This is a genomic window from Anabaena subtropica FACHB-260 (genome assembly GCF_014697105.1).
Classification (GTDB): domain Bacteria; phylum Cyanobacteriota; class Cyanobacteriia; order Cyanobacteriales; family Nostocaceae; genus Trichormus; species Trichormus subtropicus.
This window is the reverse complement of record NZ_JACJRF010000031.1, coordinates 1-23,188: the sequence shown is the minus strand read 5'-3', so window position 1 is coordinate 23,188 and position 23,188 is coordinate 1. Positions and strand designations below refer to the sequence as shown.

Here is a 23,188-nt window from a genome sequence, read left to right as displayed (position 1 = left end):
ATGAGAATTTGTGATTAAGTTTCTTAGCTTTGTTAAGTTTAATCATCACTTGTATGACGATTGTTCAATAAATTTAACACTAAAATTTTTATTAACTATAAGTATATATACCCAAAGTAATCTTTTCAGCAATGTCGATGGGTACAGGTAAGCTATGTATTTAAACTTAAATCAATTATCCAGCGCATCCTCACTCTGAATCTAGATTTTTACTCTAGCCAATTTTTAAGAGGAATTTCAAAACATAGTAATTCTTAAATTTAATTAATTGGCGATGCTCCGACTACGCTCTATCTATTTACATTTTCGAGCATTAATTTACAGACAATCTCAGGTAAGATAAATACTCTAAGAACTGTGGATAGGGAGATATTTGGGTTGGCTACACTTGGTGTAAACATAGACCATATCGCTACCATTCGGCAAGCACGGCGAACGGTGGAACCAGACCCTGTGGCGGCGGCGATACTGGCAGAATTAGGCGGGGCTGATGGTATTACAGTACATCTACGGGAAGACCGTCGGCATATCCAAGACAGGGATGTACACTTGTTGCGGCAAACTGTGCGTACTCACCTAAATTTGGAAATGGCGGCTACAGATGAAATGGTGGGAATAGCCCTTGACATTAAGCCTGATTATGTAACCCTAGTTCCAGAGAAACGGGAAGAAGTCACCACAGAAGGTGGTTTAGATATTGTTGGGCAAATTGCTAGAATGGGTGAGGTCGTCAGTAAATTGCAGAGTGCTAGCATTCCAGTGAGTTTGTTTATTGATGCTGAACCAGCACAAATTGAAGCATCTGTCAAGGTACAAGCAAAGTTTATTGAACTACACACTGGCAGGTACGCTGAGGCGACCAATGAAACCAGCCGCAAACAAGAGCTAGCATTTTTAGCCTCTGGGTGTGAACAAGCAATTAAAGCCGGACTGCGAGTCAACGCTGGTCATGGACTCACCTACTGGAACGTTTACCCTGTGGCTGCACTTCCAGGCATGGAAGAACTGAATATTGGTCATACCATCATCAGCCGGGCGGCTTTAGTGGGCATAGAAAGAGCGGTTCGGGAAATGAAACAGGCGATAAGAGGGGAGTAGGGAAAGAGGCAGAGAGAGGCAGGGGTGTTCCCTGCCATACCACTTGCTCCCCGGCTTCTTCTATAGAGGGGTTGTCACTGCGAAATCTGGAAAATCTGTGGTATTTTGAGAGACTTCATATGAGCGCAACACAATCTAACAACCTTCCGCTTTGGGTGCAGGACAGGGATCAGGTGATTACTGAAAGTACTGATGCTCAATGGCGTTATCAGACTCCTCCAGATTATTCTCGTTCTAAAGAAAATCTTGCTAAAGAGAGTACACGCAATCACTTAGAGGGTACGCTGGAAGCGATCGTACAGAACTTAGTGAGAACCTTCGAGATGGAGGTATCTTTCAAAGCAGACCCGCAGCAGTGGTTGTCGATTGTTAACGACCAGTTTCGCGTAAGTACCAATGGTGGAGCAGAGTATACAGCAGAAGATTTATCTGCCCAAGGTACTTACAATTTATTTATGGCGGATTCTGAAAATTACAAAGCATCCGAAGAAAGCTTTGAATCATCCGCGAAACTCTTCCATACAACATTTCCTCAAGGCTTTCCTTGGGAAGTTCTGGAAGTTTACTCTGGACCACCAACTGTAACATTCAAATGGCGGCACTGGGGGCATTTTCAAGGTGCATACAAAGATTATGCCCCGACTGGCGAGACAGTCGAAATCATCGGATTGAGTGTTGCTCATGTTACCGATGACTTAAAAATTGTTTCCTTAGAACACTATTTTGACAACACGCTGTTTTTAGATAAGCTAACAGCTGGTGGTAAAAACACAAATAGTGGAATCAAAGGAAGTGGCTGTCCTTTCAGTTCTTGGTTGAAAAAATCCCGCAAGAGTTAGTTTGGGAGGATGTAAGGGTGTAAAGGTTTTAAACACCTACACCCCTATACCCCTACAGTCCGAATACTGTACCCTAAAACTATTAGTAATCAGAGGATGACAATGCAAACATATTATTACGTTTTGGCTAGCCGACGCTTTTTGTTACAAGAAGAACCTATAGAGGAAGTGCTGAAAGAACGCACCCGCCACTATCACGAACAAGAAAAAGAGATTGATTTTTGGTTGGTTCCCCAACCTGCATTTTTAGAAGCACCTGAGTTTACAGAAATTAAAGCAAATTGTCCTCAGCCGGCCGCCGCAATTATTTCTACCAATGCTCAGTTTATTACCTGGCTCAAACTGCGGTTAGAGTATGTCATTACAGGAGAATTTTCGGCTCCTTCGGAAACAATTCCTAATCCTTTAGCATCTTTGGCTACAGCGTCTTAGCCACTGGTCATTAGTCATTAGTCATTAGACCAACACAGTTTCGACTATGGACTATTGACTAATAACTAAATAGAATCTTTTAAGGAATTCATGATTTATACATCTTAAATTTTGTGCAGAAATTTGCAACTTTACCTAGTATATTAGGATTGGCGATCGCCAGTGCGGGGTTGATGGGTAGCATAAATTCTGCAAATGCCCAACCTGCTACTCCTGTATGTCAACCTCCCAGTGCTGGTGAGTATCTTTTACTGGTAGTCAGTCCCACCACAGAAAATCAAACGCAATTGCGGAATGCCTTACCAAATGAAATTAAAACTACTACCTGCCAATATCTGAATGATACAGTGACGCGGATAGGCGGATTTAAAAGAATTGACGATGCTAACCGTTGGGCTAGATATATCAACACCATCGTGGGATTGTCTGCCATCATTACTACACGACCTGGAGAAGCAACAGCACAACAACAACCGTCACCTCCAAGGGTGACGTATAATCCCCAAGCTTTAGGTCAGGGATATGCCGTACTGGTAGACTATTTCAACCGTCCAGAACTAGTAAATAGCGTACAACAAGCTGTAGGCGGTAATGTAGGTTTGGCTTCCTACGGACAACGCCCTTTCTTATTGGCAGTTTACACTACTAATCAACAAGAAGCTTATAACACACTGCAAAGGCTCAATGAGCGTGGTTTCTTTGCTGTGTTAGTAGATAGTCGTAATGTAATGTTACTGCGATCTGTTGTAAGGTTATAGTCATTGGTCATTAGTTAATTAACTGGCTTGAAAAATTTTGACTGTTGACTATGGACTATTGACTATTAATAAAGCCCTAGCTAGCCAAGAAATAGTTATACCCAAAGCTGACCCTGCTATTACCTGCACGGGTGTATGTCCTAGTAATTCTTTGAGCCTATCTTGGCTAAAGTCTGGTTTTTCATGAAATAACTCATCAATCATTTGATTGAGAATACGGGCTTGCTTACCGGCCGCTTGACGAACTCCGGCTGCATCATACATGACAATGATGGCAAAAACTGTAGCCAGAGCAAAGTCCGGTGATGCCCAGCCCAGAGTTTGCCCGACACCAGCAGCAAGAGCTGTTACTAGGGCTGAATGAGCGCTGGGCATACCGCCAGTGGTCACTAAAACGCGTACATTCAGTTTGCGATTTTTAATTAGCTCAACAAATAGCTTCAAAGCTTGAGCTACAAAACAAGCTACCAGAGCAACCAGCAGCACCCGATTATCTAAAATGTCGCCTATGTCCTGCATGGTATTTTGGTTTGGTTAGTCAATATTAGCAGTAGTTGTTAGTTGTTGTCAGTTGTCAGTTGTCAGTGGTAATTATTATTTTTACTGCTTCCTGCCTACATATACTAGGTGCTGAACACAACAACTATGAGCTTGTTTAGTGATTACGGTTGATGATGAAGTGAGCGATCGCTTTGAGGGGCTGTGCGCTTTCTCCAAATGGTTCTAGTTCTGCACAAGCCGCTTCGATTAGTTGTTGAGCCTTGGCTCGTGATTGTTCAATTCCCCATAAGCTGGGATAGGTTACTTTCTTTGCTAGGAGGTCTTTACCAGCAGTCTTGCCTAACTGTTCTTGAGTAGCAGTGATATCGAGAATATCATCGATGATTTGAAATGCTAACCCAATATTTTGAGAATAGCGTGAGAGTCTTTGTACATTTTCCGATGATGCCCCAGCTAAAATGCCGCCACAGACCACACAGGCTTCTAAAAGAGCTGCTGTTTTGTGATTATGAATGAAATTGAGGGTTTCTAGAGAAGTATCTGATTTACCTTCTGATTCTAAGTCAACCACTTGACCCCCAACCAAGCCAGCTGCTCCCAATGCTCGTCCTAAACGGGCTACTACTTGCAACACTCGGTCTCTAGATACACTTTCGGGAGTGCGGATAGCTACGAACTCAAAAGCGTAAGCTAATAAGCCGTCTCCCGCCAAAATCGCAATATCTTCTCCATAGACCTTGTGATTCGTCAGCATACCGCGACGGTAATCATCATTATCCATTGCTGGTAGGTCATCGTGAATCAAAGACATGGTGTGGATCATTTCCACAGCACAAGCTGTTGGCATAGCCATTTCGATTGTCCCACCCATCATTTCGCAGGTAGCCAGACAGAGAATGGGACGTAGGCGCTTACCTCCAGCTAATAGTGAGTAGCGCATCGATTCATAAATTTTTTCTGGATAAATGACAGGTATGGCTTCATCTAAAGCAGCTTCACAAAGTTTTTGCCGCTCTTTGAGATAAGCTACTAGGTTAAATTTGGCTTCTTCTGACATCTTCTGGAGGTTATCAGCTGCTACCATTCTTGCAATTCCTTAAATTTTTGGCTTTTGGCTGTTTGTCATACACGTCACAATTTTAAGATGCTCTGGTGCTGAAAGATTAACTCATACATCAGTAATCATCAAGGATGAATGATAAATGATGTTTTATGTTACGATTCGTAATTTTTCATTTAACATTCAAGACTCCACTTTCCTCGGCTGCTTGTAAATAGCTGGTGACAGTGTTTTGTAACAACAACGCAACAGTCATCGGACCAACACCACCAGGAACTGGGGTGATATATTCTGCTACACCAGCAATCGATGCAAAATTAATATCGCCTACTAAGCGACTCTTGCCATGAGCATCAGTGACACGATTTATCCCCACATCTACCACAACAGCGCCTGGTTTCACCATGTCAGCAGTGATTAATCCTGGCAAACCAGCAGCAGCAATGAGAACATCGGCATTTTGGGTGATGGACTTGAGGTCTTGCGATCGCGAGTGGGCAATAGTCACGGTAGCATCAGCTTCGAGGAGCATCAAAGCCATTGGCTTCCCTACCAAAATACTCCGTCCCACCACCACAGCTTGCTTTCCTCGCAAAGAAATTTCATATTCTGCTAATAGCCGCATGACTCCGGCTGGTGTGCAACTGCGTAAACCCCTCTCCCCACGTACCAACCGCCCTAAATTGACTGGGTGCAGTCCATCAGCATCTTTATCTGGTTCTATCTGATGCAGTAGTTTCACGGCGTCCAAATGCTCAGGTAGGGGTAGCTGTACAAGAATGCCATCTACCTGTTCATCTTGGTTGAGTGCAGCAATGACATCCTCTAATTCTGTTTGGGTAGTTTCTTTTGGGAAATGCTTACCAAAAGAAGCAATACCCACCTTAGCGCAGGATTTTTCTTTGTTACGCACATAGGCGGCTGAGGCTGGGTTATCACCAACCATCAACACCGCTAACCCAGGAGGACGACCAATTTTGGCTTGTGATTCTATGATTTGGGCAGTAAGTTCTTTTTGAATTTTTTCAGCTAAAGTTTTACCATCAAGAAGTTTGGCAGTTTTTGTTTCCATGAGAATTCCCAGAAGATTCGCCTTCAGCGCAAATTTCAGTTGTCCGCAGTAATTATTATGATGGCTGGCCTTGCCATCTGATGCCGTAGCGTCGTTTCTACCACTAGACTATATGTTTTATCTTCTCATATAGGGGAGGAGAAGAAGCAGGAGAGCAGGGGAGCCACTGCGGTCTTCTCTACGAGACGCTACGCGTTGGCGGAAGCCTCTCGTAGAGAAGGGGTCTCCCCAAGTGGAGCAAGTGGCGTAGCAGGGGGAGAAGAGAACTAATGAATAATGACTATTGACAAATTGGTAACTTTTATGAAATGCCGAAAATTTCATGGTCTGGGATTGATGTTTTTATTAATTGTGGGGTTATGGGGTTGCGATACCCTGAATATGTCTGGTTTACAGGACGTTAATATTAGCTTTGTCCGTAATATCACACCGATTCGGGAAATTAAACCAATACAAGATAAACAAGTTACCGTTTACGTCCAAGGTAAAGTAGAAAAACAAGTTCCCCTATTACAGCGACGGGCATATAAAATTAATGATTCTACTGGCACAATCTGGGTGGTGACTAAGCAAAATAATCTCAAAGAGGGAGAGTCAGTAGTTGTAAAAGGTAAAGTTCGCTACAAAAGCATTCCTATAGCTGGTGAAGAGTTGGGAGAAGTTTATCTAGAAGAGGAGTAATACTGGTGACAGAAACTTCCACGATAATTTTATGAGTAAGCAACCAATACAAGTAGCGATCGCTATTCTTTACCAAGATAATAAGTTTCTCATGCAACTGCGGGATGATATCCCCAATATTCCTTATCCTGCTCATTGGGCGCTGTTTGGTGGTCACATTGAACCCGGCGAAACACCAGATATAGCAGTACAGCGAGAAATTTTAGAAGAAATTGGCTATGTTCTCCCACATTTTTTTAAATTTGGTTGTTATGCCGACAATGTAGTTGTGCGTCATGTGTTCCATGCGCCGTTATTAGTAGAATTTAATCAACTGGTGTTAAATGAAGGTTGGGATATGGGCTTATTAACACCAGACGATATTCGTCAAGGTAACTTTTATTCAGCAAACGCGGGGGGAGAGAAACCTCTGGGCGCGATACCACAGCAAATTTTATTAGAGTTTATCGAAAAGGATCTCGTCAATAGTCAATAGTCAACAGTTCTTCTTTTTTTCATCCACCTCTCCATTTCCATTACCCAAAAGTTCTTTAAATTTTGAATTTTGAATTAATTAGTTCCCTCGTGTGGAGTTACCACTCATGGAGTCAGTAAATAAATTGCCTAGATGGTTAACTGTCGGTTTGGCTTTTCCAGTAGCCATTCTCAACGGTTGGCTGCTGCTTCAGGTTGTGCAGTATTTTCAACCTTTGGTGAATATTTTTGCGGCTGCTGTTCTGTTGGCTTTTGTTTTGGACTACCCAATTCGGTTTTTCCAAAAACAGGAGGTAAAACGTAACTTAGCTATTGGCAGTGTATTACTCTTGGCTGTGGTGATTTTAGTCGGATTGGGTGTGACTTTAGTACCCCTAGTCATAGAACAGCTTAATGAACTGGTTAATATTCTGCCCTATTGGATTGATTCTGGGGGTCAACAAATTGACGCGTTCCAAAAATGGGCAGCTACCCAGCAGTTACCTGTAAATTTAAGTGGTCTAGTTACTCAAGTTTTAGAAAAGGTATCTAGTCAATTACAGTCTGTAACTGGGAAAATCCTGGGTTTCGCCTTTGATACCATTGGTGTTGTGGTTAACGTATTGCTGACGGTGGTGTTGACTATCTATATGGTACTAAATGGCGATCGCTTATGGGATGGTCTTTATCAATGGTTTCCTAGCCATATTGGTTCTAGAGTGCGGCAAATACTCCGTGAGGACTTTCACAATTATTTTATCGGTCAAGCCACTCTAGGGGCTGTACTAGGATTAACTATTACACTGGCATTTGTAGCATTGCGAGTTCCTTTAGCTTTACTTTTTGGTCTGGGAATTGGTTTATTTTCCCTCTTCCCCTTTGGGACAGGAATCGGTATCGCCATAGTTAGTCTATTGGTGGCATTACAAAACTTTTGGTTAGGGGTAGAAGTTTTAGGCGTAGCTGTTGCTATCGACCAAGTAAATTCTAATTTTATTGCACCACGGATTTTGGGTAATTTAACTGGCTTAAATCCCGTTTGGGTAGTAATTTCTCTATTGTTGGGGGCTAAATTGGGAGGTGTTTTAGGCTTATTAATTGCTATTCCTACCGCTAGTTTTATTAAGGATATAGCTGATAGTTGGCGGGATGGAGAATTAAATCAAATAAAGGATATTGATTCAGAACCTACAAATATAGAAATTGGTATTGATGTTTCTTCAATAGAAGTATTAACTAATCAAGAATAATATTATGTTTGTTGGACAATAATAGTTTTTATGGCAAGTGGTAATTGGTATGGTAAAAACAATTACCAATTACCAAATAGAACAAATATCTTGTCCTTAAATTTTAGATTTTTTCATTGATGTTGACTTTTTTTTCAACATCAAACCAAGACCAAAAGTTAACAGACTACCACCCAAGGTTGCAGGCTCAGGTATTTGGGAATAATTTACACCACCAAAGTCAATTTCTGTATTGGCAAAACTTCCAGAAAGGATTGTAAAATTATCACCAACGATTTCATAAACTATGGGTTCAGAGAGATTAGTTTTATCTAAAAACGAATAGCTTAATCCCACAGTTGGCTTTCCTGTTAAAAATGTAGTTGAAAAAACAACAGGGAAGAAAGGGTAGGCTAAATCATCTTTTTCTGTGTAAACGGTAGAGTCACCATCAAATTGGAAATAGAGTGACTGTACTAAAGTTTCTGGAATACTGTCATTACTAAAAATTGAGTCATCAAAACTAAAAAAGCCTTCCCCTTTCTTGGTAGAACTATCCACACTAAAAGAGTAGTTGACAATTGCCGCAGAGGTAATTTGTGTACCTACAGTAGCAAAACCTATCGTCAAGATGGCAGTAGTAAGTGCTAATTGTGGAAATAATTTCATATCTGTTTTCTCCCAGTAAATCTTTGTCAGCAATGCAAACTGCAAGGGTTAGTTATCAGCTGAATCCTGCCTAATTATTTCCTTATTAGTGGTTATTATGTTTAAGTAGACTTTAATTAGAGGTAAAAATAACAGATAAATTGTTTTATATTAAGTAATATGATTGCTTAACATATTTTGGCGAGAAGCAACGGAACTAGTACCAAAATATTTATCAAGAAATATATATTAACCCTTAGATAACTCCACCTTTACTTTTAGTCATAACTAGCTATGGTAAACACTGATGCTGTAATCCTTTGGCTTCAGCTTGCCATTAATTAATATGGAACCAAATCATCAATTAAAGCTAAATCGTCGCCAGTTTTTGCTACGTTCAGCGATGACAGCAGGTGGTATTGTCACTACAAATCTAGTATCAAAATCACAAGTTTTTGCTCAAGCGCCTGCAATTATCACATCTGATAGAATGCGTCCTGCTATACCTTATGGCGTAGCCACTGGAGATATCACAAATAATAGTGTGGTGATTTGGAGCCGGAGCGATCGCCCTGCCAAAATGATCGTAGAATATTCCACTAGCGAAACTTTTAGTAACGTGCAACGGGTGTTAGGCCCTAACGCCTTAGATAATAGCGACTTCACCGCCAGACTTAATCTCAGAAACCTCCCCCCAAACCAACAAATATTTTATCGGGTGCTTTTCCAAGATTTAGATAATCAAAACACCTACAGCGCTCCTGTTGATGGTACTTTCCGCACACCCCCCATATCTGGACGAGACATATTCTTTGTTTGGGGTGGTGATACAGCCGGTCAAGGTTGGGGTATTAATCCCGATTTTGGTGGAATGAAAATTTATGAAACCATGCGCCAACTCCAACCAGACTTTTTCATCCATTCCGGCGATAATATTTATGCTGATGGCCCAATTCAAGCACAAGTCAGATTAGACGACGGCACAATTTGGCGCAACATCACCACAGAAGAGAAATCAAAAGTAGCCGAAACACTCAAAGAATTTCGTGGTAACTACATCTACAACTTGCTAGATGAAAATGTTAAGCGTTTTAACGCTGAAGTTCCCATGTTGGCACAGTGGGACGACCACGAAGTCACAAATAACTGGTATCCTGGCGAAATTCTCAACGATAACCGCTATCAAGTCAAGGATGTTAACTTATTGGCGCAAAGGGGAAGACAAGCCTTTTTGGAATATCTGCCTATTGACTATGCAACCAATAATACAGACCAAGCCAGAATTTATCGCTCCTTTAACTACGGCCCATCACTAGACATTTTCATGCTAGATGAGCGCACCTACCGGGGTCGAAACACCCCCAACCGTCAGCCAACAGCCAGCAAAGATACACAAATGCTTGGTGTCACACAGATACAATGGCTAAAAAGACAATTGCTCACATCAAAAGCCACATGGAAAATCATCGCTAGTGATATGCCTTTGGGATTGATAGTTAGAGATGGTAGCACTGATTTTGAAGCTTGGGCTAACGCAGACAACGGCGTACCTTTAGGAAGGGAATTAGAAATTGCAGATTTACTAAGATTTATCAAAAATAGAAATATCAAGAATGTTGTCTGGTTAACGGCTGATGTTCATTACGCAGCTGCCCACTATTACGACCCCAACAAAGCCCAGTTTCAAGACTTTAAGCCTTTCTGGGAGTTTGTCGCCGGGCCTCTCAACTCTGGTACATTCGGCCCCAACCAATTAGAAAACACCTTTGGCCCCCAATTAATTTTTCAAAGCCTACCCCCAGGTACAAGAGCAAATCGCCCTCCCAGCGCAGGTTTGCAATTCTTCGGCGCAGTCAAAATTGATGCTGTCTCAAAAGTAATGACTGTATCACTACGTAACTTAGTAGGAGATACAGTTTACAGCGTAGATTTACCACCAGAAGCATAAACATCAGTTCGTAGTAAGGACTTTAGTCCTAATTTTTCTAAGCACTAAAGTCCTTATTAAAAACACTCATGCCATAGTTATTTAAATTGTTTGGCTGGGTACTCTAACGAGATAAATGTATTAGAACAAGACCAGCAATGCAACTAAGTATAGTAATAAATGACTTTGGTTTTTTAAAGTAGTAGTAATTACAGATTATCCCCGAATAGATTTAGTTGGGTTACAGCAATAAACAAGTAACCTAGAGTCTCTTGGCTTTATCCAGTTAATAAATTATAACGTTGAACCAGGTAATGCCTTTGCGTGATTTTTTGCACAATTAGAGCGTAGGCATAGCTCGCCGCAGGAATATATACTGATAAACGCTACATTAAGGGAAGCTTTAAGTGACTGCTTGGCGTTAAGGTTGCGTTTAGGCTTAACAATTTCCGTAGTAAGCTTAGAGATGATGAGCCGAATAGGATACGTAAATGGAAGGCAAAAGATTCATCCATAAAATTAGGTCAAGAAATTTTCTTTCTTATGGAAGTGAAGGCGAAGAAATCGAATTACAACCACTCAATGTATTAATAGGCCCAAATACATCTGGTAAGTCTAATTTAATTGAAGCCATCGGTATTTTAAAAGCGACACCTACAGATTTACTTGTTCCATTTCGTCAAGGTGGGGGAGTGAATGAGTTTCTTTGGAAAGGTAGTGATAAAAATCTAATAGCTACAATAGAGGTTATTTTAGACTACCCACAAAAACCTCAGAATTTACATTATCAATTAAGCTTTACTGCGACAGGGCAAAGACTATTGCTAGTTGACGAACTTGTAGAGGATGAAGAAAAATATCCAGTTGAAGATGATGTCTATTTTTACTATCGTTATCAAAGTGGTCGTCCTATATTAAATAATGTTACTAAAAATGGAGAAAGATTAAAAGCCTATATTAATAGAGATAATTTGAGTTTGGAACAGTCTATTTTATCTCAAAGAAGAGACCCTGAAGTGCATCCAGAACTTTTTTACATAAGTAAAAGCTTTTCAAATATCAGTTTATATCGTCATTGGCAAATGGGGCGATATTCAGAACCAAGAAATGCTCAGAAAACTGATTTACCTGAACATCCCTTACTAGAAGATGGAAGCAACTTAGGACTATTCTTAAATAATTTACAACACACAATAGGTAATAGAAAACTCATTGAAAAATTGAATAAATTTTATGAAGCAGCAGAAGAACTCAGTGTCAGAATATATGGTGGTACAGTACAAATATTTATTCGAGAAGAGGGACTTACTCAACCAATTCCTGCAAATCGTTTATCTGATGGTACACTCCGTTATTTATTTTTAATGGCTTTGCTGCTTGACCCCACTCCACCACCACTAATTTGTCTTGAAGAACCAGAAATCGGTTTACATCCAGATATTTTACCAACTATTGCAGAAATGCTGATTGAAGCATCTCAAAGAACACAATTAATTGTCACAACTCACTCTGATGCTTTGGTTTCTGCTTTAACTGAGTATCCTGAATCAATATTAGTATGTGAACGAGATGATAAAGGTTCTCATCTGCGTAGTCTTGAAGCTGAAAAACTGAAGAATTGGTTAGAAAATTATAATCTTGGTGACTTGTGGCGGATGGGTGAAATTGGGGGAAATCGATGGTAAAGGAGGTGCGAATTTATGTAGAAGGTGGTGGTGATGGTAAAAATCAAAAAGCATTAATTAGGCAAGGGTTTAATCAATTTTTCAGGCCATTGGTTGAACTAGCAAGAAGTAAAAAAGTCAAATGGAGTATTATTATCTGTGGGACTCGTAATAATGCTTTTCGGGACTTCAAGAATGCTTTGCAAGACCATCCAGACGCATTTAATGTACTGTTGGTTGATGCAGAAGCATCGGTAAAAGTAGAGTCACCTTGGCAACATTTAAAGTTTAGGGATAATTGGGATAAACCATCAGGAGTTGATAACAGCCAGTGTCATTTGATGGTACAAGCAATGGAGGCTTGGTTGATTGCCGATATGGAAATGCTCAAAAAATTTTATGGTAAAGGTTTTAAAGAAAATGCTATTTCCACAAACTCTAATGTAGAGACTATTGCTAAAGATAGCTTAGAGCCTAGTCTCAAGGATGCTACTCGTAATACTACTAAGGGAGAGTATCAGAAAATTAAACACGCCTCTAAGCTGCTGGAATTGCTGGATGTCAGCAAAGTCCGCCAAGCTTCACCGTACTGCGATCGCCTATTCATGACTTTACAAGAGATAATGGAACCATAAAAAAAGTTTGCGCGATCGCCCCCCAACTCAACACATCACGCTATCATCGAATATTGTGGCTTTTCTGTGCGTAAATCCTAGCATCTATCTATGACCGCTTCTGACATTCAGCCAACGCAACCGAATACTCCCCCAACACCCCACGCCAACACTCAACTAGTAGACCGGACTAAGCTGAGTAAAATGTATCAGCACTATGTGGAGGTTAAAGATAAGTATCCTCATGCGTTGTTGCTGTATCGGGTAGGTGATTTTTTTGAAACGTTTTTTCAAGATGCTGTCACAGTAGCTAGAGAATTGGAATTAGTTCTGACAAGTAAACATGGTGGTGAAGTCGGACGGGTAGCAATGACTGGTGTCCCTCACCATGCTTGGGAACGCTACACTACCCAACTGGTGGAAAAGGGCTACGCTGTGGTGATTTGTGACCAAGTAGAAGATGCTTCTGAAGCGGTGGGCTTGGTGCGTCGGGAGGTGACGCGCATCCTCACCCCAGGAACTTTGCTAGAAGAAGGAATGCTGAGTTCCAGACGCAATAATTACCTAGCTGCTGTAGTAATTACTGGTAATCATTGGGGTTTAGCTTATGCAGATATCTCCACTGGGGAATTTCTCACAACTCAGGGTAGTGATTTAGAACATCTCACCCAAGAATTGATGCGCTTGCAACCGTCCGAGGTGCTTGTTCCTACCAACGCCCCTGATTTGGGTACACTGCTGCGTCCGGGGGAAACTTCACCCCACTTACCAGAATGTTTACCACCATCATTTTGTTATAGTTTGCGGCCGCAACTACCTTTTTCCCAAGCCGAAGCTAGAAGTACATTATTACAGAAATTTAAGGTGCGATCGCTTGAAGGTTTGGGTTGCGACAATCTCCCTTTAGCAGTCCGTGCTGCTGGGGGGTTGTTGGAGTATGTGGAAGATACCCAAAAAACTAGCCCCGTTACTCTCCAAAGACTCCGCACCTACACTATTACCGATTATTTAATAGTTGATAACCAAACCCGCCGGAATCTAGAAATCACGCAAACAGTCCGTGATGGCACTTTTCACGGTTCCTTACTCTGGGCATTAGATAAAACTAGCACGGCAATGGGGAGTCGGGCTTTGCGGCGATGGTTGTTACAACCGCTACTCGATATTAAAGGTATTTGCTCACGCCAAGACACCATTCAAGAACTAGTAGATAATACCCCTCTACGTCAAGATTTACGGCATTTATTACGGCAAATTTACGACTTAGAAAGACTCACAGGACGAGCAAGTTCAGGAACAGCGAATGCTAGAGATTTAGTTGCTTTAGCTGATTCTCTCTCCCGTTTACCAGAATTAGCGAGTTTAGTAGTTAATACTCGTTCGCCTTTTCTCAAAGCTTTGCAAAAAGTACCGTCAATTTTAGAGGAATTGGCACAAAATATACAAGCTCACTTAGTAGAAACACCACCACTACACCTGAAAGAAGGCGGCTTGATTCGTCCTGGGGTGAATCCTTTATTGGATGAGAGAAAGGCGACGGTAGAAGCAGACCACCAATGGATTGCTAATTTAGAAGTGGACGAAAGGGCGAGAACGGGAATCCCACTCCTCAAAGTAGGATTTAACGAAACCTTCGGTTATTACATCAGTATTTCCCGCGCCAAAGCTGACCAAGTACCCGCTAATTATATCCGCAAACAAACCCTGAAGAATGAGGAACGTTACATCACCCCAGAACTGAAGGAACGGGAAGCCAGGATTCTTACAGCACGGGATGATTTACATAAATTAGAATATGAGGTATTTGTGGCGTTGCGGGAAAAGGTAGGAGAACAGGCGGAAGTAATTCGCAACCTTTCCCGCGCCGTAGCCGCCGCCGATGTGTTGTGTGGTTTAGCAGAGTTGGCGGTGCATCAAGGTTACTGTCGTCCGGAAATGGTGCATGGGCGCGAAATAGGAATTGTGGATGGTCGTCATCCAGTTGTAGAACAGTCCTTACCTGCCGGCTTCTTTGTGCCAAATTCTACTAATTTGGGGAGTGGGGAAGAAAACATTTCACTTCCTGACCTGATTATTCTGACTGGGCCTAACGCCAGTGGTAAAAGTTGTTACCTGCGTCAAGTGGGATTAATTCAGTTAATGGCACAAATTGGTAGTTTTGTGCCGGCTAAATCTGCTAGGTTGGGAGTATGCGATCGCATTTTTACCCGTGTTGGTGCAGTTGATGATTTAGCCACTGGTCAATCTACCTTCATGGTAGAAATGAATGAGACAGCAAATATCCTCAATCATGCCACATCTAGATCCTTAGTTTTACTAGATGAAATTGGTAGAGGAACCGCAACTTTTGACGGTCTTTCTATTGCGTGGGCGGTAGCAGAATATCTCGCCACCGAAATTCGTTCCCGCACCATTTTTGCTACCCATTACCACGAATTAAACGAACTGGCGGGAATGTTACCCAATGTGGCTAATTATCAAGTCACAGTCAAAGAATTACCAGACCAAATTATCTTTCTGCACCAAGTCCAACCAGGCGGCGCTGATAAATCCTATGGTATCGAAGCAGGACGGTTAGCGGGTTTACCAGCCGTGGTCATTCAACGGGCAAAACAAGTCATGGGGCAGATTGAGAAACATAGTAAGATTGCAATGGGATTGCGTGAAGGTCTTTAGCTGTACATTAACTAATTATTTGTCACTGTTAACAAATTAATGTCAATTTTAATTAATTAATGTCCATATTAACAATTTTTTGTTTTCAAATTGTGTTGACTAACTATTAAGAAAATAATCTCATTAAACTTTTCAACGTGATGTGTTGTGTAATGTATAAAACTTGGCACACGATAACACAGCTTTTAAAACTCACGTTGTGTTCAACTTTTCTATTCTCAATCTGCCCCATCTTCCAACCCACCTTACTCTGACATTGCTTTTGAAACTCAAATTTAATTGATTTATTAACTGACTAACTCGAATCTTTCAACCCGCCTCTATCTGGGAGGGGCGTTGAAACTCGCCATCACAATCAACAATTGACCACTTTATACGTTCTTTCAACCCGCTTCTATCTGAGAGGGGCGTTGAAACAGGTATTGGCTGCTAAGTAAAATCGCAAGGCATCAGCTTTCAACCCGCCTCTAGCTGGGAGGGGCGTTGAAACTCTGCACCTCAAACCCTTGGCTTGCCAATAGTTCTAAAAGCATTTTTGCCATGTCTCCCAAAATCGCTCATCAGTCAACACTCAAAAAAGTAAATTAACTGACACTTTAAAGGCTATGAACCTCACTAGATAAGCGATTTGAACTTTTGGCAGAATCCCCAGGAAAATTGACCCCGCTTCGATTCGCCAAAAAAATAATTAAGGTGGGTTCCTCCTTGATCGGAGGTGATTCAGTAGCCACCACTGCGGTAAACCCGCACCTCTATTACTGGGGGCGCACCTTATTCCTGTCCTCAAGGAACAGCAGCATCAAGGTGGGCAGCTACCAGGGTCAGAAAGCAAGACTGTTTAACAGCAGTCAAACTAACCCAAACTTACACAGCACAGAGGCTTGTAACAAGCATGAACTGCGGCGCTGTTGAATTTCCTTATTTTATTGTCAAGGTTCGGTGTTTTGTCAATCAGTTTCTTTTGCGAGAATGGTAAGCGGAGATCGCTAGTTCTTTCGCTTTCTCCTGTGGGCTACCTCGAATCGGTTGTTTCGATTCCTCTATCACAATTCCAGCCTTAGCTGCTGACGAGCGAATATTTGCAATCAATCGACCATAACTCCACTGATGAACACTAACTCGGTACTGTTTGGCATATTTTTGTTGAACTTCTATCAAATCTGATTTTTGTTCGGCTTTAGCTTGAATCTCACTTTGTAGCTGTTCTCGCATATCGCCCAATTTAGGCAGGACAATAGAGCCAGCTTTGTATGTTTGGGCGATCGCCACAATTTCTTTAGCTAGTAATCTATCGACATACTGCCCGAACTCTGATTCTCCAAATTCATTTGGTGCGGACAGCATTTGAGCTATTTGCCGTTGGTGAGACAATAAATGTTTTTGTTGTCGCTGTCGATTTAGCAGTTTGTAATTATCGCCCAGTAATTGTTTAATGCTGCGGTAGGTCATGACTTTACTGGTAGTGCCGTCTACTACCGCTACTGTTGTAGGTTTCTCAAGACCAAGGCTGACACCAACAAGAATATGAGATTGACCTTTATATAAGGGTTTGCTGGGGCGAGGAAAGGGATTATCGATTCTCGCTAGAGATGAGTTCTTGCGTTTTATGTAAGCTTGTTGTTTATCGTTGAGTTCTCCTTTGGCTTTTGTTTTGGTGATAGTTTTAGCAATTTCTTCTGCTTTCTCTTCTCTAACTAGGTTTGTTCCTTCAGTTGTCCACAGGCGAGTATCTACAGAACAGTAAAGGATTAAGTGGTTAACTTTCCAAGGATCGCCTTTACTTTCTCCTTGTTGCCAAGCAATACGCCCACTTCGGAGAGTAAATAGACCACTAGAGTGTTGCTTTTTACTGTTGTGTTTAATTTGTTGGTCTTCTAAAAAGCGTTGGAACCAGTGGAGATGGCGAGAATCACAGTAGACTTGAAAGCTATGTTTCTTACTCAAACCATTGAATTTCACACAAATACGTCCAAGCTTGTTCTTAAACCAAGTCATATCTTCGTTGGTTTCATAAGCAACTGGGAAAGGTACTGTGCTAGATTTTTTTAAAAGCCTGTCCTGCCAAAATTTCGCCTCCGCTTCATTTTCAGGAGCGTTATTAGTGGCAAGCAAAAGAGTTTCTAACCATTTAGCATCAGTTAAGTCTCGGCCTTTGGGGACTCGTGCCTCTAGTTGTTCTCTTAGACGTTCAATCTGAATTTCCAGTTTACGGCGGCGTTTAGCAAATTTTTCACTATCTTCCTCTTTATTGTTGATTTTGCAGCCGTTTTTGAGTAAGTAGCTAATCGCACAACGAGTCAAGTTGTCTTCTGTATCACGGTAAGCCTCAAATAAAATTTGAGAAATGCTACGGTCGCTATCTGATTTTTCAGATTTTTTGATTTTCTTATTTTTCTTTCCTTTAGCTGGTTGTGGTTCAACTGTATCTGGCTGGGGGGCAAATTGAGCCAGTGTTTCAGCAGCTTTAGTACGAAGGCTTTCTAAAGTCACACCACTTATTTCTACTAATTCGGTATCACTTTTCAGCATTTCCAGCCAGCGCATTTTACCTTCCAGTTGAGATTGCGATCGCTTCATCAATGCCAGCCAAGATTTGTAGATGTAATTCACTGTGGCGATCGCACTTGTGTAAAAACGTCCTGGTTGACCAATAAAGCGAGGGTCAGTTTTCAAAGGCTGGCATAGTTCTTTGACAATACCAGTCGGGTGTTTGCCCTTTTGTCGCCAAGTTTCAAACTCAGGCTGTTGAGCTACTTGAACCAATAGTTCATTAATCAGTGGCGTATTTAACTGAGCCATTAACTTCCAGAGTTGATGACGAGTTGTTTCAGAAGCTACAAGACGACACTGAATAGTGATTTGGCTCATACGTTATAAACAATTTTGTTCAATACTAACATATTTGTATTAAACAGGTCTTCTGTAAAATAAAAATCTATGCAGGAGACATTTTTTACAAGTAAGGAAGCATCTCAAATTACAGGTTGTACACTCCGTCAACTCCAGTATTGGCGAGAAAAAGGGGTGGTAATTCCTGTCATTAGTGATACGGGTATAGGGCGTAGTATTTATTACTCAAAAACCAATTTAGTAGAGCTGGCAGCTATGGTATATTGGCTGTCTGTAGGTTTGAGTTTTGATATCGCTTGCGAAACCTTGAAAACTCTGAGAGACGAAGAACCAGAGTTATTTAGTTCTGGTACAGGTAAACGCTTCATGTTGTTGTTAGAAGCACAGGAGCGTTCACCGTTAGGTGTGCCAAAGGTATCGCTTGCACTAATGGAGTATGACAGAACGAAGGCGATCGCATCTTTAGATGAAGGTAAGCCTGTGATTCCCGTTTGGCTGGACGTGATTTATCAGCAGTTGCGTCAAAAGTTAGAGAAAAATTAAGACTGGCTGTATAAAGCAGACACCACTGTACCTTAAACTGTTACAACTATTGGGATGCAATCGCCTACTGTGCTGGCAATATGAATTACACGACACACAACACTATTGTTAACTTTATCTGGAGTATTGCCGACGATGTATTGAGAGATGTCTATGTACGCGGTAAGTACCGAGATGTCATTCTGCCAATGACGGTACTACGGCGTTTGGATTGCTTATTAGAACCTACTAAAGATAAGGTACTTGAACTTTATAAGCGGCTGGAAGAAGGCAATTTCGGACAAAATGCCATAGCGCAACAGCTTCCTAGAGTAACGGGTTATGTATTTTATAATACTTCTCAATTTACTTTTAAAACCTTGCTCGATTTTCCTAGCGATATTCGGGCAAATTTTGAAAATTATTTAAATGGTTTTAGCGAGAACGTACAAGAGATTATTGCTAAGTTTAAACTGCGAAATCAAATTGAGACTTTAGTAGAAAGTAATCGGCTTTATGCTCTAATTCAAAAATTTGTTGCTAAGGAAATTAACCTTAGTTCTGAAGCAGTTAAAAATGAAAAGGGTGAGATTATTCATGAGGGATTAACTAACCTGGGCATGGGTTCTGTGTTCGAGGAATTAATCCGCAAGTTTAACGAAGAGAATAACGAAGAAGCGGGGGAACACTTCACCCCTCGTGACATTATTCAGTTAATGGTGAATTTGATATTTCTGCCAGTTGAAAATCAGATTCAAGGTGGTACTTATTTGGTATATGATGACGCTTGTGGTTCTGGGGGGATGTTGACAGAATCAGAAGCATTTATTCAACATCTTGTCGAAAAATCAGCGAAAAAAGTCACAATCGAGTTATATGGGCAGGAAGTTAACCCAGAAACATACGCCATTTGTAAGTCGGATATGTTGATTAAGGGTCGTGACCCGGAAAAAATTTGGTTTGGTTCAACAATTTCTCATGACAAGTTTGCTGATTTACAGTTCGACTTTATGCTTGCTAATCCTCCCTATGGCAAGTCTTGGACTGTAGACCAAGAAGCTGTGTTTGATGGCAAAAAGAAGGAAGTTAAAGACCCCCGTTTTGCTGTAGAACATCCTGGGTTAAAACCAGGAGAAAAGCTGACTTTGTTACCTCGTAGCAGTGACGGTCAATTGTTATTTTTGGTGAATATGCTTTCTAAAATGAAGCAGTCCACTACCTTGGGTAGTCGAATAGCAATTGTTCATAATGGTTCAGCTTTATTTACTGGTGATGCAGGTGGCGGGGAAAGTAATATTCGTCGCTGGATTATTGAAAATGATTGGTTAGAGTGCATCATCGGCTTACCTTTGAATATGTTTTATAACACGGGTATTGCTACTTATATTTGGGTGCTGTCTAATCGCAAACCTGAACAGCGTCGAGGCAAGGTACAGTTAATTGATGCCACTGAATGGTATGGCAAGTTAAGAAAAAATTTAGGTAAGAAAAATTGTGAGCTAACACAAGCAGATATTCAGCGAATTACAGAAACATTTTTAGCGTTTGAAGAAACAGAACAGTCTAAAATTTTTGATAACGAAGATTTTGGTTATCATAAAATTACTGTTGACCGTCCTTTAAGGTTAACTTTTCAAGTTACACCTGAACAAGTAGCGCAGTTTCTAGGAACAAGTCCTACTACTTCATCTACTAACACAAGTAGTGTAGGACAACAGGAAATACCACTAAATATCACCTCGGCTACAAAAAATGGTGTAATTTTGGGGATATTAAAAGACTTGTTTGGCAGCGAACCTCACAAAGATTTTAATCGAGTTAAGCAAGAATTTGAAAAAGCACTGAAGGCGAAAGAACTTAAACTAACTGCTAAAGAGTTTAAGTTAGTTTATGACACATTCACAGAGAAAGACGAAACGGCGGAACCTGTAATTAAGAAAAAAACTAAAGATGCAGTAACTTATGAGCCTGATTCTGAATTGCGAGATACAGAGAATGTGCCATTGAAGGAAGATATTGACGAGTATTTTGCTCGTGAAGTGCTACCTCATGTACCAGATGCTTGGATAGATTACGAGAAAACGGTCAGGGGTTATGAAATTTCTTTTACTAAATATTTTTATAAGTTCAAACCGTTGCGGAGTTTGGAAGAAATAGCCGCAGATATCTTTGCTTTAGAAGCAGAAACAGAAGGTGTTTTACGCCAGATTGTTAGCGAGGAAAAATAGCATTATGAAAGAAATTCGGGGTGATGCTAAAACTATTCGTCAACTGCTCAGTGGTAATAAATACGCTATCGACTATTACCAAAGAGAATATAAGTGGGAACCCAAACAGGTTCAAGAACTGCTGGAAGACCTAGCCGGGAAATTCCTTAATGATTTTGATCCGAGTCATGAACCAGAAGCCATTGAAAATTACGGGCATTATTTCTTGGGGTCAATTATTGTTAGCCAGAAAGAAATAAAGAAATTCATTATTGATGGACAGCAACGCCTCACTACCTTATCTCTATTACTAATTTTTCTGCATAATCTTCAAAAAGATCGCCCCGACAAAGTAAAACTCGACGACTTAATTTTCTCCGAAAGGCATCGGAAAAAATCCTTTAATTTAGATGTTGAAGAGCGTAATGCTTGCATGGAAGCTCTCTTCAATAACGTTTCTTTTGATGACACCGATCAACCAGAGTCAGTAAAGAATATTGTTGCGCGTTATGCCAATATTAAAGAATATTTCCCACAAGATTTAACTAAAGAAGCTTTACCCTACTTTATAGACTGGTTGATAGAGAACGTCCACATCGTTGAGATTACAGCTTACTCCGATGAGGATGCCTATACCATTTTTGAAACGATGAATGACCGAGGGCTATCTCTTTCACCTACGGATATGCTTAAAGGCTTTTTGCTGGCGAATATCAGTGATGAAGCTAAAAAGGTTCAGGCGAATCAGCTTTGGAAAAAGCGTGTAAGTGAATTGATAGAGTTGGGTAAAGATGAAGAAGCCGATGCGATTAAAACTTGGCTTCGCAGTCAGTACGCCCAGACAATTCGGGAACGTAAAAAAGGTGCTGTCCCTGGTGACTTTGACCGCATCAGTACAGAGTTTCACCGTTGGGTACGTGACCATAAGCTGAAAATGGGACTCAACAAAAATGCTGATTTTGTGCGCTTCATAGAGCGAGATTTTGCATTTTATAGTCGCCAATACTTACAGTTGCGGGAAGCATCGATTTCCTTGAAACCAGGGTTAGAGGAAGTTTTCTACAATGCACAGCACGGTTTTACCCTTCAATATCCATTGCTGCTTGCACCTTTAAATCCAGATGATGACCCAGGTATCATAAATCAAAAGATTCGTTTAGCGGCAAGTTTTCTTGATATTCTGCTTGCTCGGAGGTTATGGAATTTCCGAACCATTACATACAACACGATGCAGTATGCCATGTTTGTGGTTATGCGGGATATTCGGGGGAAAGCACCGACTGAACTTGTAACGATTATGCGGCAGAAGTTAGATGCAGAACCAGAAGTTTTTGCTTCTAATGAACGACTGCTACTGCATCAGCAAAACTACAATGCTATTTACCAATTCCTTGCTCGGATAACAGATTACATAGAAACGCAATCGGGAATACCATCACGTTATAGCGAATATATTGCCACTGGTAAAACTCGATATGAGGTAGAGCATATTTGGGCAAATAAACACCAGCGTCACTCAGATGAGTTTTCCAGTAGTGCAGATTTCTATGAGTATCGTAACCGTATTGGGGGATTGTTACTGCTGCCGAAGTCATTTAATGCTAGTTATGGTGACTTGCCTTACGCTGACAAACTACCTCATTACTACGGTCAGAATCTTTTAGCTCAATCACTTAATTCTCAATGTTATGACCATAATCCAGGTTTTTTGAGATATAAGGAACGCTCTGGGCTACTGTTTCAGCCTCATAAGGAATTTAAAAAAGCTGATTTGGACGCACGGCAAAAGCTTTATCAAAAGATTGCAGAGGAAATTTGGAACCCAGAGCGTTTAAACAGGTTGCTTGAGTCAATACCTTAGCCAAAATAAGAGGATGAAGAGAGAGGGCCGATGTAGTAGAGTTATTGTCTCTCACAACGACAACTCAAAAACCACAATCAGCCCATGCCCGATATC

General features: G+C 41.0%; 19 protein-coding genes. 14 read left to right on the top strand and 5 right to left on the bottom strand.

The genetic code is table 11. The features are described from left to right. Nucleotides 1-378 precede the first annotated feature (378 nt). The 4 genes from H6G18_RS16905 (at nt 379) to H6G18_RS16890 (ending at nt 3,127) form a co-directional block, all read left to right on the top strand. Entirely contained in the window at nt 379-1,098 is a 720-nt protein-coding gene (locus tag H6G18_RS16905; protein WP_190408263.1) for a pyridoxine 5'-phosphate synthase, read from the top strand. A 119-nt stretch (nt 1,099-1,217) separates the two neighbouring features. Continuing rightward, nucleotides 1,218-1,937: an ester cyclase gene (locus H6G18_RS16900; protein WP_190408262.1), complete on the top strand. Its 720-nt coding sequence runs from the start codon at nt 1,218-1,220 to the stop codon at nt 1,935-1,937. Between the two features lie 102 nt (nt 1,938-2,039). Then, nucleotides 2,040-2,369 (top strand): MgPME-cyclase complex family protein, encoded by a 330-nt coding sequence (locus H6G18_RS16895; RefSeq protein ID WP_190408261.1) that lies wholly within the window; start codon nt 2,040-2,042, stop codon nt 2,367-2,369. Between the two features lie 113 nt (nt 2,370-2,482). Then, complete coding sequence (locus H6G18_RS16890; RefSeq protein WP_190408260.1) at nt 2,483-3,127, top strand: hypothetical protein; 645 nt, start codon at nt 2,483-2,485, stop codon at nt 3,125-3,127. 48 nt (nt 3,128-3,175) lie between these two features. Here H6G18_RS16890 and H6G18_RS16885 read toward each other — a convergent pair whose 3' ends face one another. From H6G18_RS16885 to folD, 3 genes are all read right to left on the bottom strand, one after another. Beyond that, nucleotides 3,176-3,646, bottom strand: a complete 471-nt coding sequence (locus tag H6G18_RS16885) for a divergent PAP2 family protein (RefSeq protein WP_190408259.1) — start codon at nt 3,644-3,646, stop codon at nt 3,176-3,178. 136 nt (nt 3,647-3,782) lie between these two features. Then, the gene (gene crtE, locus H6G18_RS16880) at nt 3,783-4,712 is read right to left on the bottom strand and encodes a geranylgeranyl diphosphate synthase CrtE (protein ID WP_190408258.1); all 930 of its coding nucleotides are present in this window, start codon (nt 4,710-4,712) and stop codon (nt 3,783-3,785) included. A gap of 148 nt (nt 4,713-4,860) precedes the next feature. Further along, nucleotides 4,861-5,760, bottom strand: coding sequence for a bifunctional methylenetetrahydrofolate dehydrogenase/methenyltetrahydrofolate cyclohydrolase FolD (gene folD / locus H6G18_RS16875; RefSeq protein WP_190408257.1), 900 nt, complete (start codon nt 5,758-5,760; stop codon nt 4,861-4,863). Between the two features lie 276 nt (nt 5,761-6,036). On the opposite strand from folD, the gene H6G18_RS16870 reads away from it, so the two are divergent. The 3 genes from H6G18_RS16870 to H6G18_RS16860 all read left to right on the top strand — a co-directional run bounded on the left by H6G18_RS16870 (nt 6,037) and on the right by H6G18_RS16860 (nt 8,144). Then, nucleotides 6,037-6,441: a hypothetical protein gene (locus tag H6G18_RS16870; protein WP_242040371.1), complete on the top strand. Its 405-nt coding sequence runs from the start codon at nt 6,037-6,039 to the stop codon at nt 6,439-6,441. Nucleotides 6,442-6,472: 31 nt separating this feature from the next. Next, the gene (locus H6G18_RS16865) at nt 6,473-6,916 is read left to right on the top strand and encodes an NUDIX hydrolase (RefSeq protein WP_190408255.1); all 444 of its coding nucleotides are present in this window, start codon (nt 6,473-6,475) and stop codon (nt 6,914-6,916) included. Between the two features lie 106 nt (nt 6,917-7,022). After that, a complete protein-coding gene (locus tag H6G18_RS16860; RefSeq protein ID WP_190408254.1) occupies nt 7,023-8,144 on the top strand; it encodes an AI-2E family transporter in 1,122 nt (373 codons plus the stop codon). A 96-nt stretch (nt 8,145-8,240) separates the two neighbouring features. Here H6G18_RS16860 and H6G18_RS16855 read toward each other — a convergent pair whose 3' ends face one another. Further along, nucleotides 8,241-8,792: a PEP-CTERM sorting domain-containing protein gene (locus H6G18_RS16855; protein WP_190408253.1), complete on the bottom strand. Its 552-nt coding sequence runs from the start codon at nt 8,790-8,792 to the stop codon at nt 8,241-8,243. A 325-nt stretch (nt 8,793-9,117) separates the two neighbouring features. Here H6G18_RS16855 and H6G18_RS16850 point away from each other — a divergent pair, with 325 nt between their 5' ends. From H6G18_RS16850 to mutS, 4 genes are all read left to right on the top strand, one after another. Beyond that, nucleotides 9,118-10,719 carry an alkaline phosphatase D family protein gene (locus H6G18_RS16850; protein ID WP_190408252.1) on the top strand — a complete coding sequence of 534 codons (1,602 nt, stop codon included), beginning with the start codon at nt 9,118-9,120 and terminating at the stop codon, nt 10,717-10,719. Between the two features lie 470 nt (nt 10,720-11,189). Beyond that, nucleotides 11,190-12,383: an AAA family ATPase gene (locus tag H6G18_RS16845; RefSeq protein WP_190408251.1), complete on the top strand. Its 1,194-nt coding sequence runs from the start codon at nt 11,190-11,192 to the stop codon at nt 12,381-12,383. Further along, complete coding sequence (locus H6G18_RS16840; protein WP_190408250.1) at nt 12,377-12,997, top strand: DUF4276 family protein; 621 nt, start codon at nt 12,377-12,379, stop codon at nt 12,995-12,997. The genes H6G18_RS16845 and H6G18_RS16840 overlap by 7 nt, the downstream gene beginning before the upstream one ends. Before the next feature lie 90 nt (nt 12,998-13,087). Continuing rightward, nucleotides 13,088-15,652, top strand: coding sequence for a DNA mismatch repair protein MutS (gene mutS / locus H6G18_RS16835; protein WP_190408249.1), 2,565 nt, complete (start codon nt 13,088-13,090; stop codon nt 15,650-15,652). A gap of 951 nt (nt 15,653-16,603) precedes the next feature. On the opposite strand, the gene cas12k is transcribed toward mutS, so the two are convergent. Then, complete coding sequence (gene cas12k, locus H6G18_RS16830; RefSeq protein ID WP_190408248.1) at nt 16,604-18,520, bottom strand: type V CRISPR-associated protein Cas12k; 1,917 nt, start codon at nt 18,518-18,520, stop codon at nt 16,604-16,606. Between the two features lie 69 nt (nt 18,521-18,589). On the opposite strand from cas12k, the gene H6G18_RS16825 reads away from it, so the two are divergent. From H6G18_RS16825 to H6G18_RS16815, 3 genes are all read left to right on the top strand, one after another. Further along, entirely contained in the window at nt 18,590-19,045 is a 456-nt protein-coding gene (locus H6G18_RS16825) for a MerR family transcriptional regulator (protein WP_190408247.1), read from the top strand. Nucleotides 19,046-19,125: 80 nt separating this feature from the next. Next, nucleotides 19,126-21,252: a type I restriction-modification system subunit M gene (locus H6G18_RS16820; protein ID WP_190408246.1), complete on the top strand. Its 2,127-nt coding sequence runs from the start codon at nt 19,126-19,128 to the stop codon at nt 21,250-21,252. Nucleotides 21,253-21,256: 4 nt separating this feature from the next. After that, entirely contained in the window at nt 21,257-23,092 is a 1,836-nt protein-coding gene (locus H6G18_RS16815) for a DUF262 domain-containing protein (RefSeq protein ID WP_190408245.1), read from the top strand. Nucleotides 23,093-23,188: the final 96 nt, after the last annotated feature.

Excerpts from the sequence above, each read along its gene's own strand:
- H6G18_RS16900 (WP_190408262.1), top strand. The coding sequence starts at position 1,218 with ATGAGCGCAACACAATCTAACAACCTTCCGCTTTGGGTGCAGGACAGG.
- H6G18_RS16895 (WP_190408261.1), top strand. The coding sequence starts at position 2,040 with ATGCAAACATATTATTACGTTTTGGCTAGCCGACGCTTTTTGTTACAA.
- H6G18_RS16885 (WP_190408259.1), bottom strand. The coding sequence starts at position 3,646 with ATGCAGGACATAGGCGACATTTTAGATAATCGGGTGCTGCTGGTTGCT.
- crtE (WP_190408258.1), bottom strand. The coding sequence starts at position 4,712 with ATGGTAGCAGCTGATAACCTCCAGAAGATGTCAGAAGAAGCCAAATTT.
- folD (WP_190408257.1), bottom strand. The coding sequence starts at position 5,760 with ATGGAAACAAAAACTGCCAAACTTCTTGATGGTAAAACTTTAGCTGAA.
- H6G18_RS16870 (WP_242040371.1), top strand. The coding sequence starts at position 6,037 with ATGACTATTGACAAATTGGTAACTTTTATGAAATGCCGAAAATTTCAT.
- H6G18_RS16865 (WP_190408255.1), top strand. The coding sequence starts at position 6,473 with ATGAGTAAGCAACCAATACAAGTAGCGATCGCTATTCTTTACCAAGAT.
- H6G18_RS16860 (WP_190408254.1), top strand. The coding sequence starts at position 7,023 with ATGGAGTCAGTAAATAAATTGCCTAGATGGTTAACTGTCGGTTTGGCT.
- H6G18_RS16855 (WP_190408253.1), bottom strand. The coding sequence starts at position 8,792 with ATGAAATTATTTCCACAATTAGCACTTACTACTGCCATCTTGACGATA.
- H6G18_RS16850 (WP_190408252.1), top strand. The coding sequence starts at position 9,118 with ATGGAACCAAATCATCAATTAAAGCTAAATCGTCGCCAGTTTTTGCTA.
- H6G18_RS16845 (WP_190408251.1), top strand. The coding sequence starts at position 11,190 with ATGGAAGGCAAAAGATTCATCCATAAAATTAGGTCAAGAAATTTTCTT.
- H6G18_RS16840 (WP_190408250.1), top strand. The coding sequence starts at position 12,377 with ATGGTAAAGGAGGTGCGAATTTATGTAGAAGGTGGTGGTGATGGTAAA.
- mutS (WP_190408249.1), top strand. The coding sequence starts at position 13,088 with ATGACCGCTTCTGACATTCAGCCAACGCAACCGAATACTCCCCCAACA.
- cas12k (WP_190408248.1), bottom strand. The coding sequence starts at position 18,520 with ATGAGCCAAATCACTATTCAGTGTCGTCTTGTAGCTTCTGAAACAACT.
- H6G18_RS16825 (WP_190408247.1), top strand. The coding sequence starts at position 18,590 with ATGCAGGAGACATTTTTTACAAGTAAGGAAGCATCTCAAATTACAGGT.
- H6G18_RS16820 (WP_190408246.1), top strand. The coding sequence starts at position 19,126 with ATGAATTACACGACACACAACACTATTGTTAACTTTATCTGGAGTATT.
- H6G18_RS16815 (WP_190408245.1), top strand. The coding sequence starts at position 21,257 with ATGAAAGAAATTCGGGGTGATGCTAAAACTATTCGTCAACTGCTCAGT.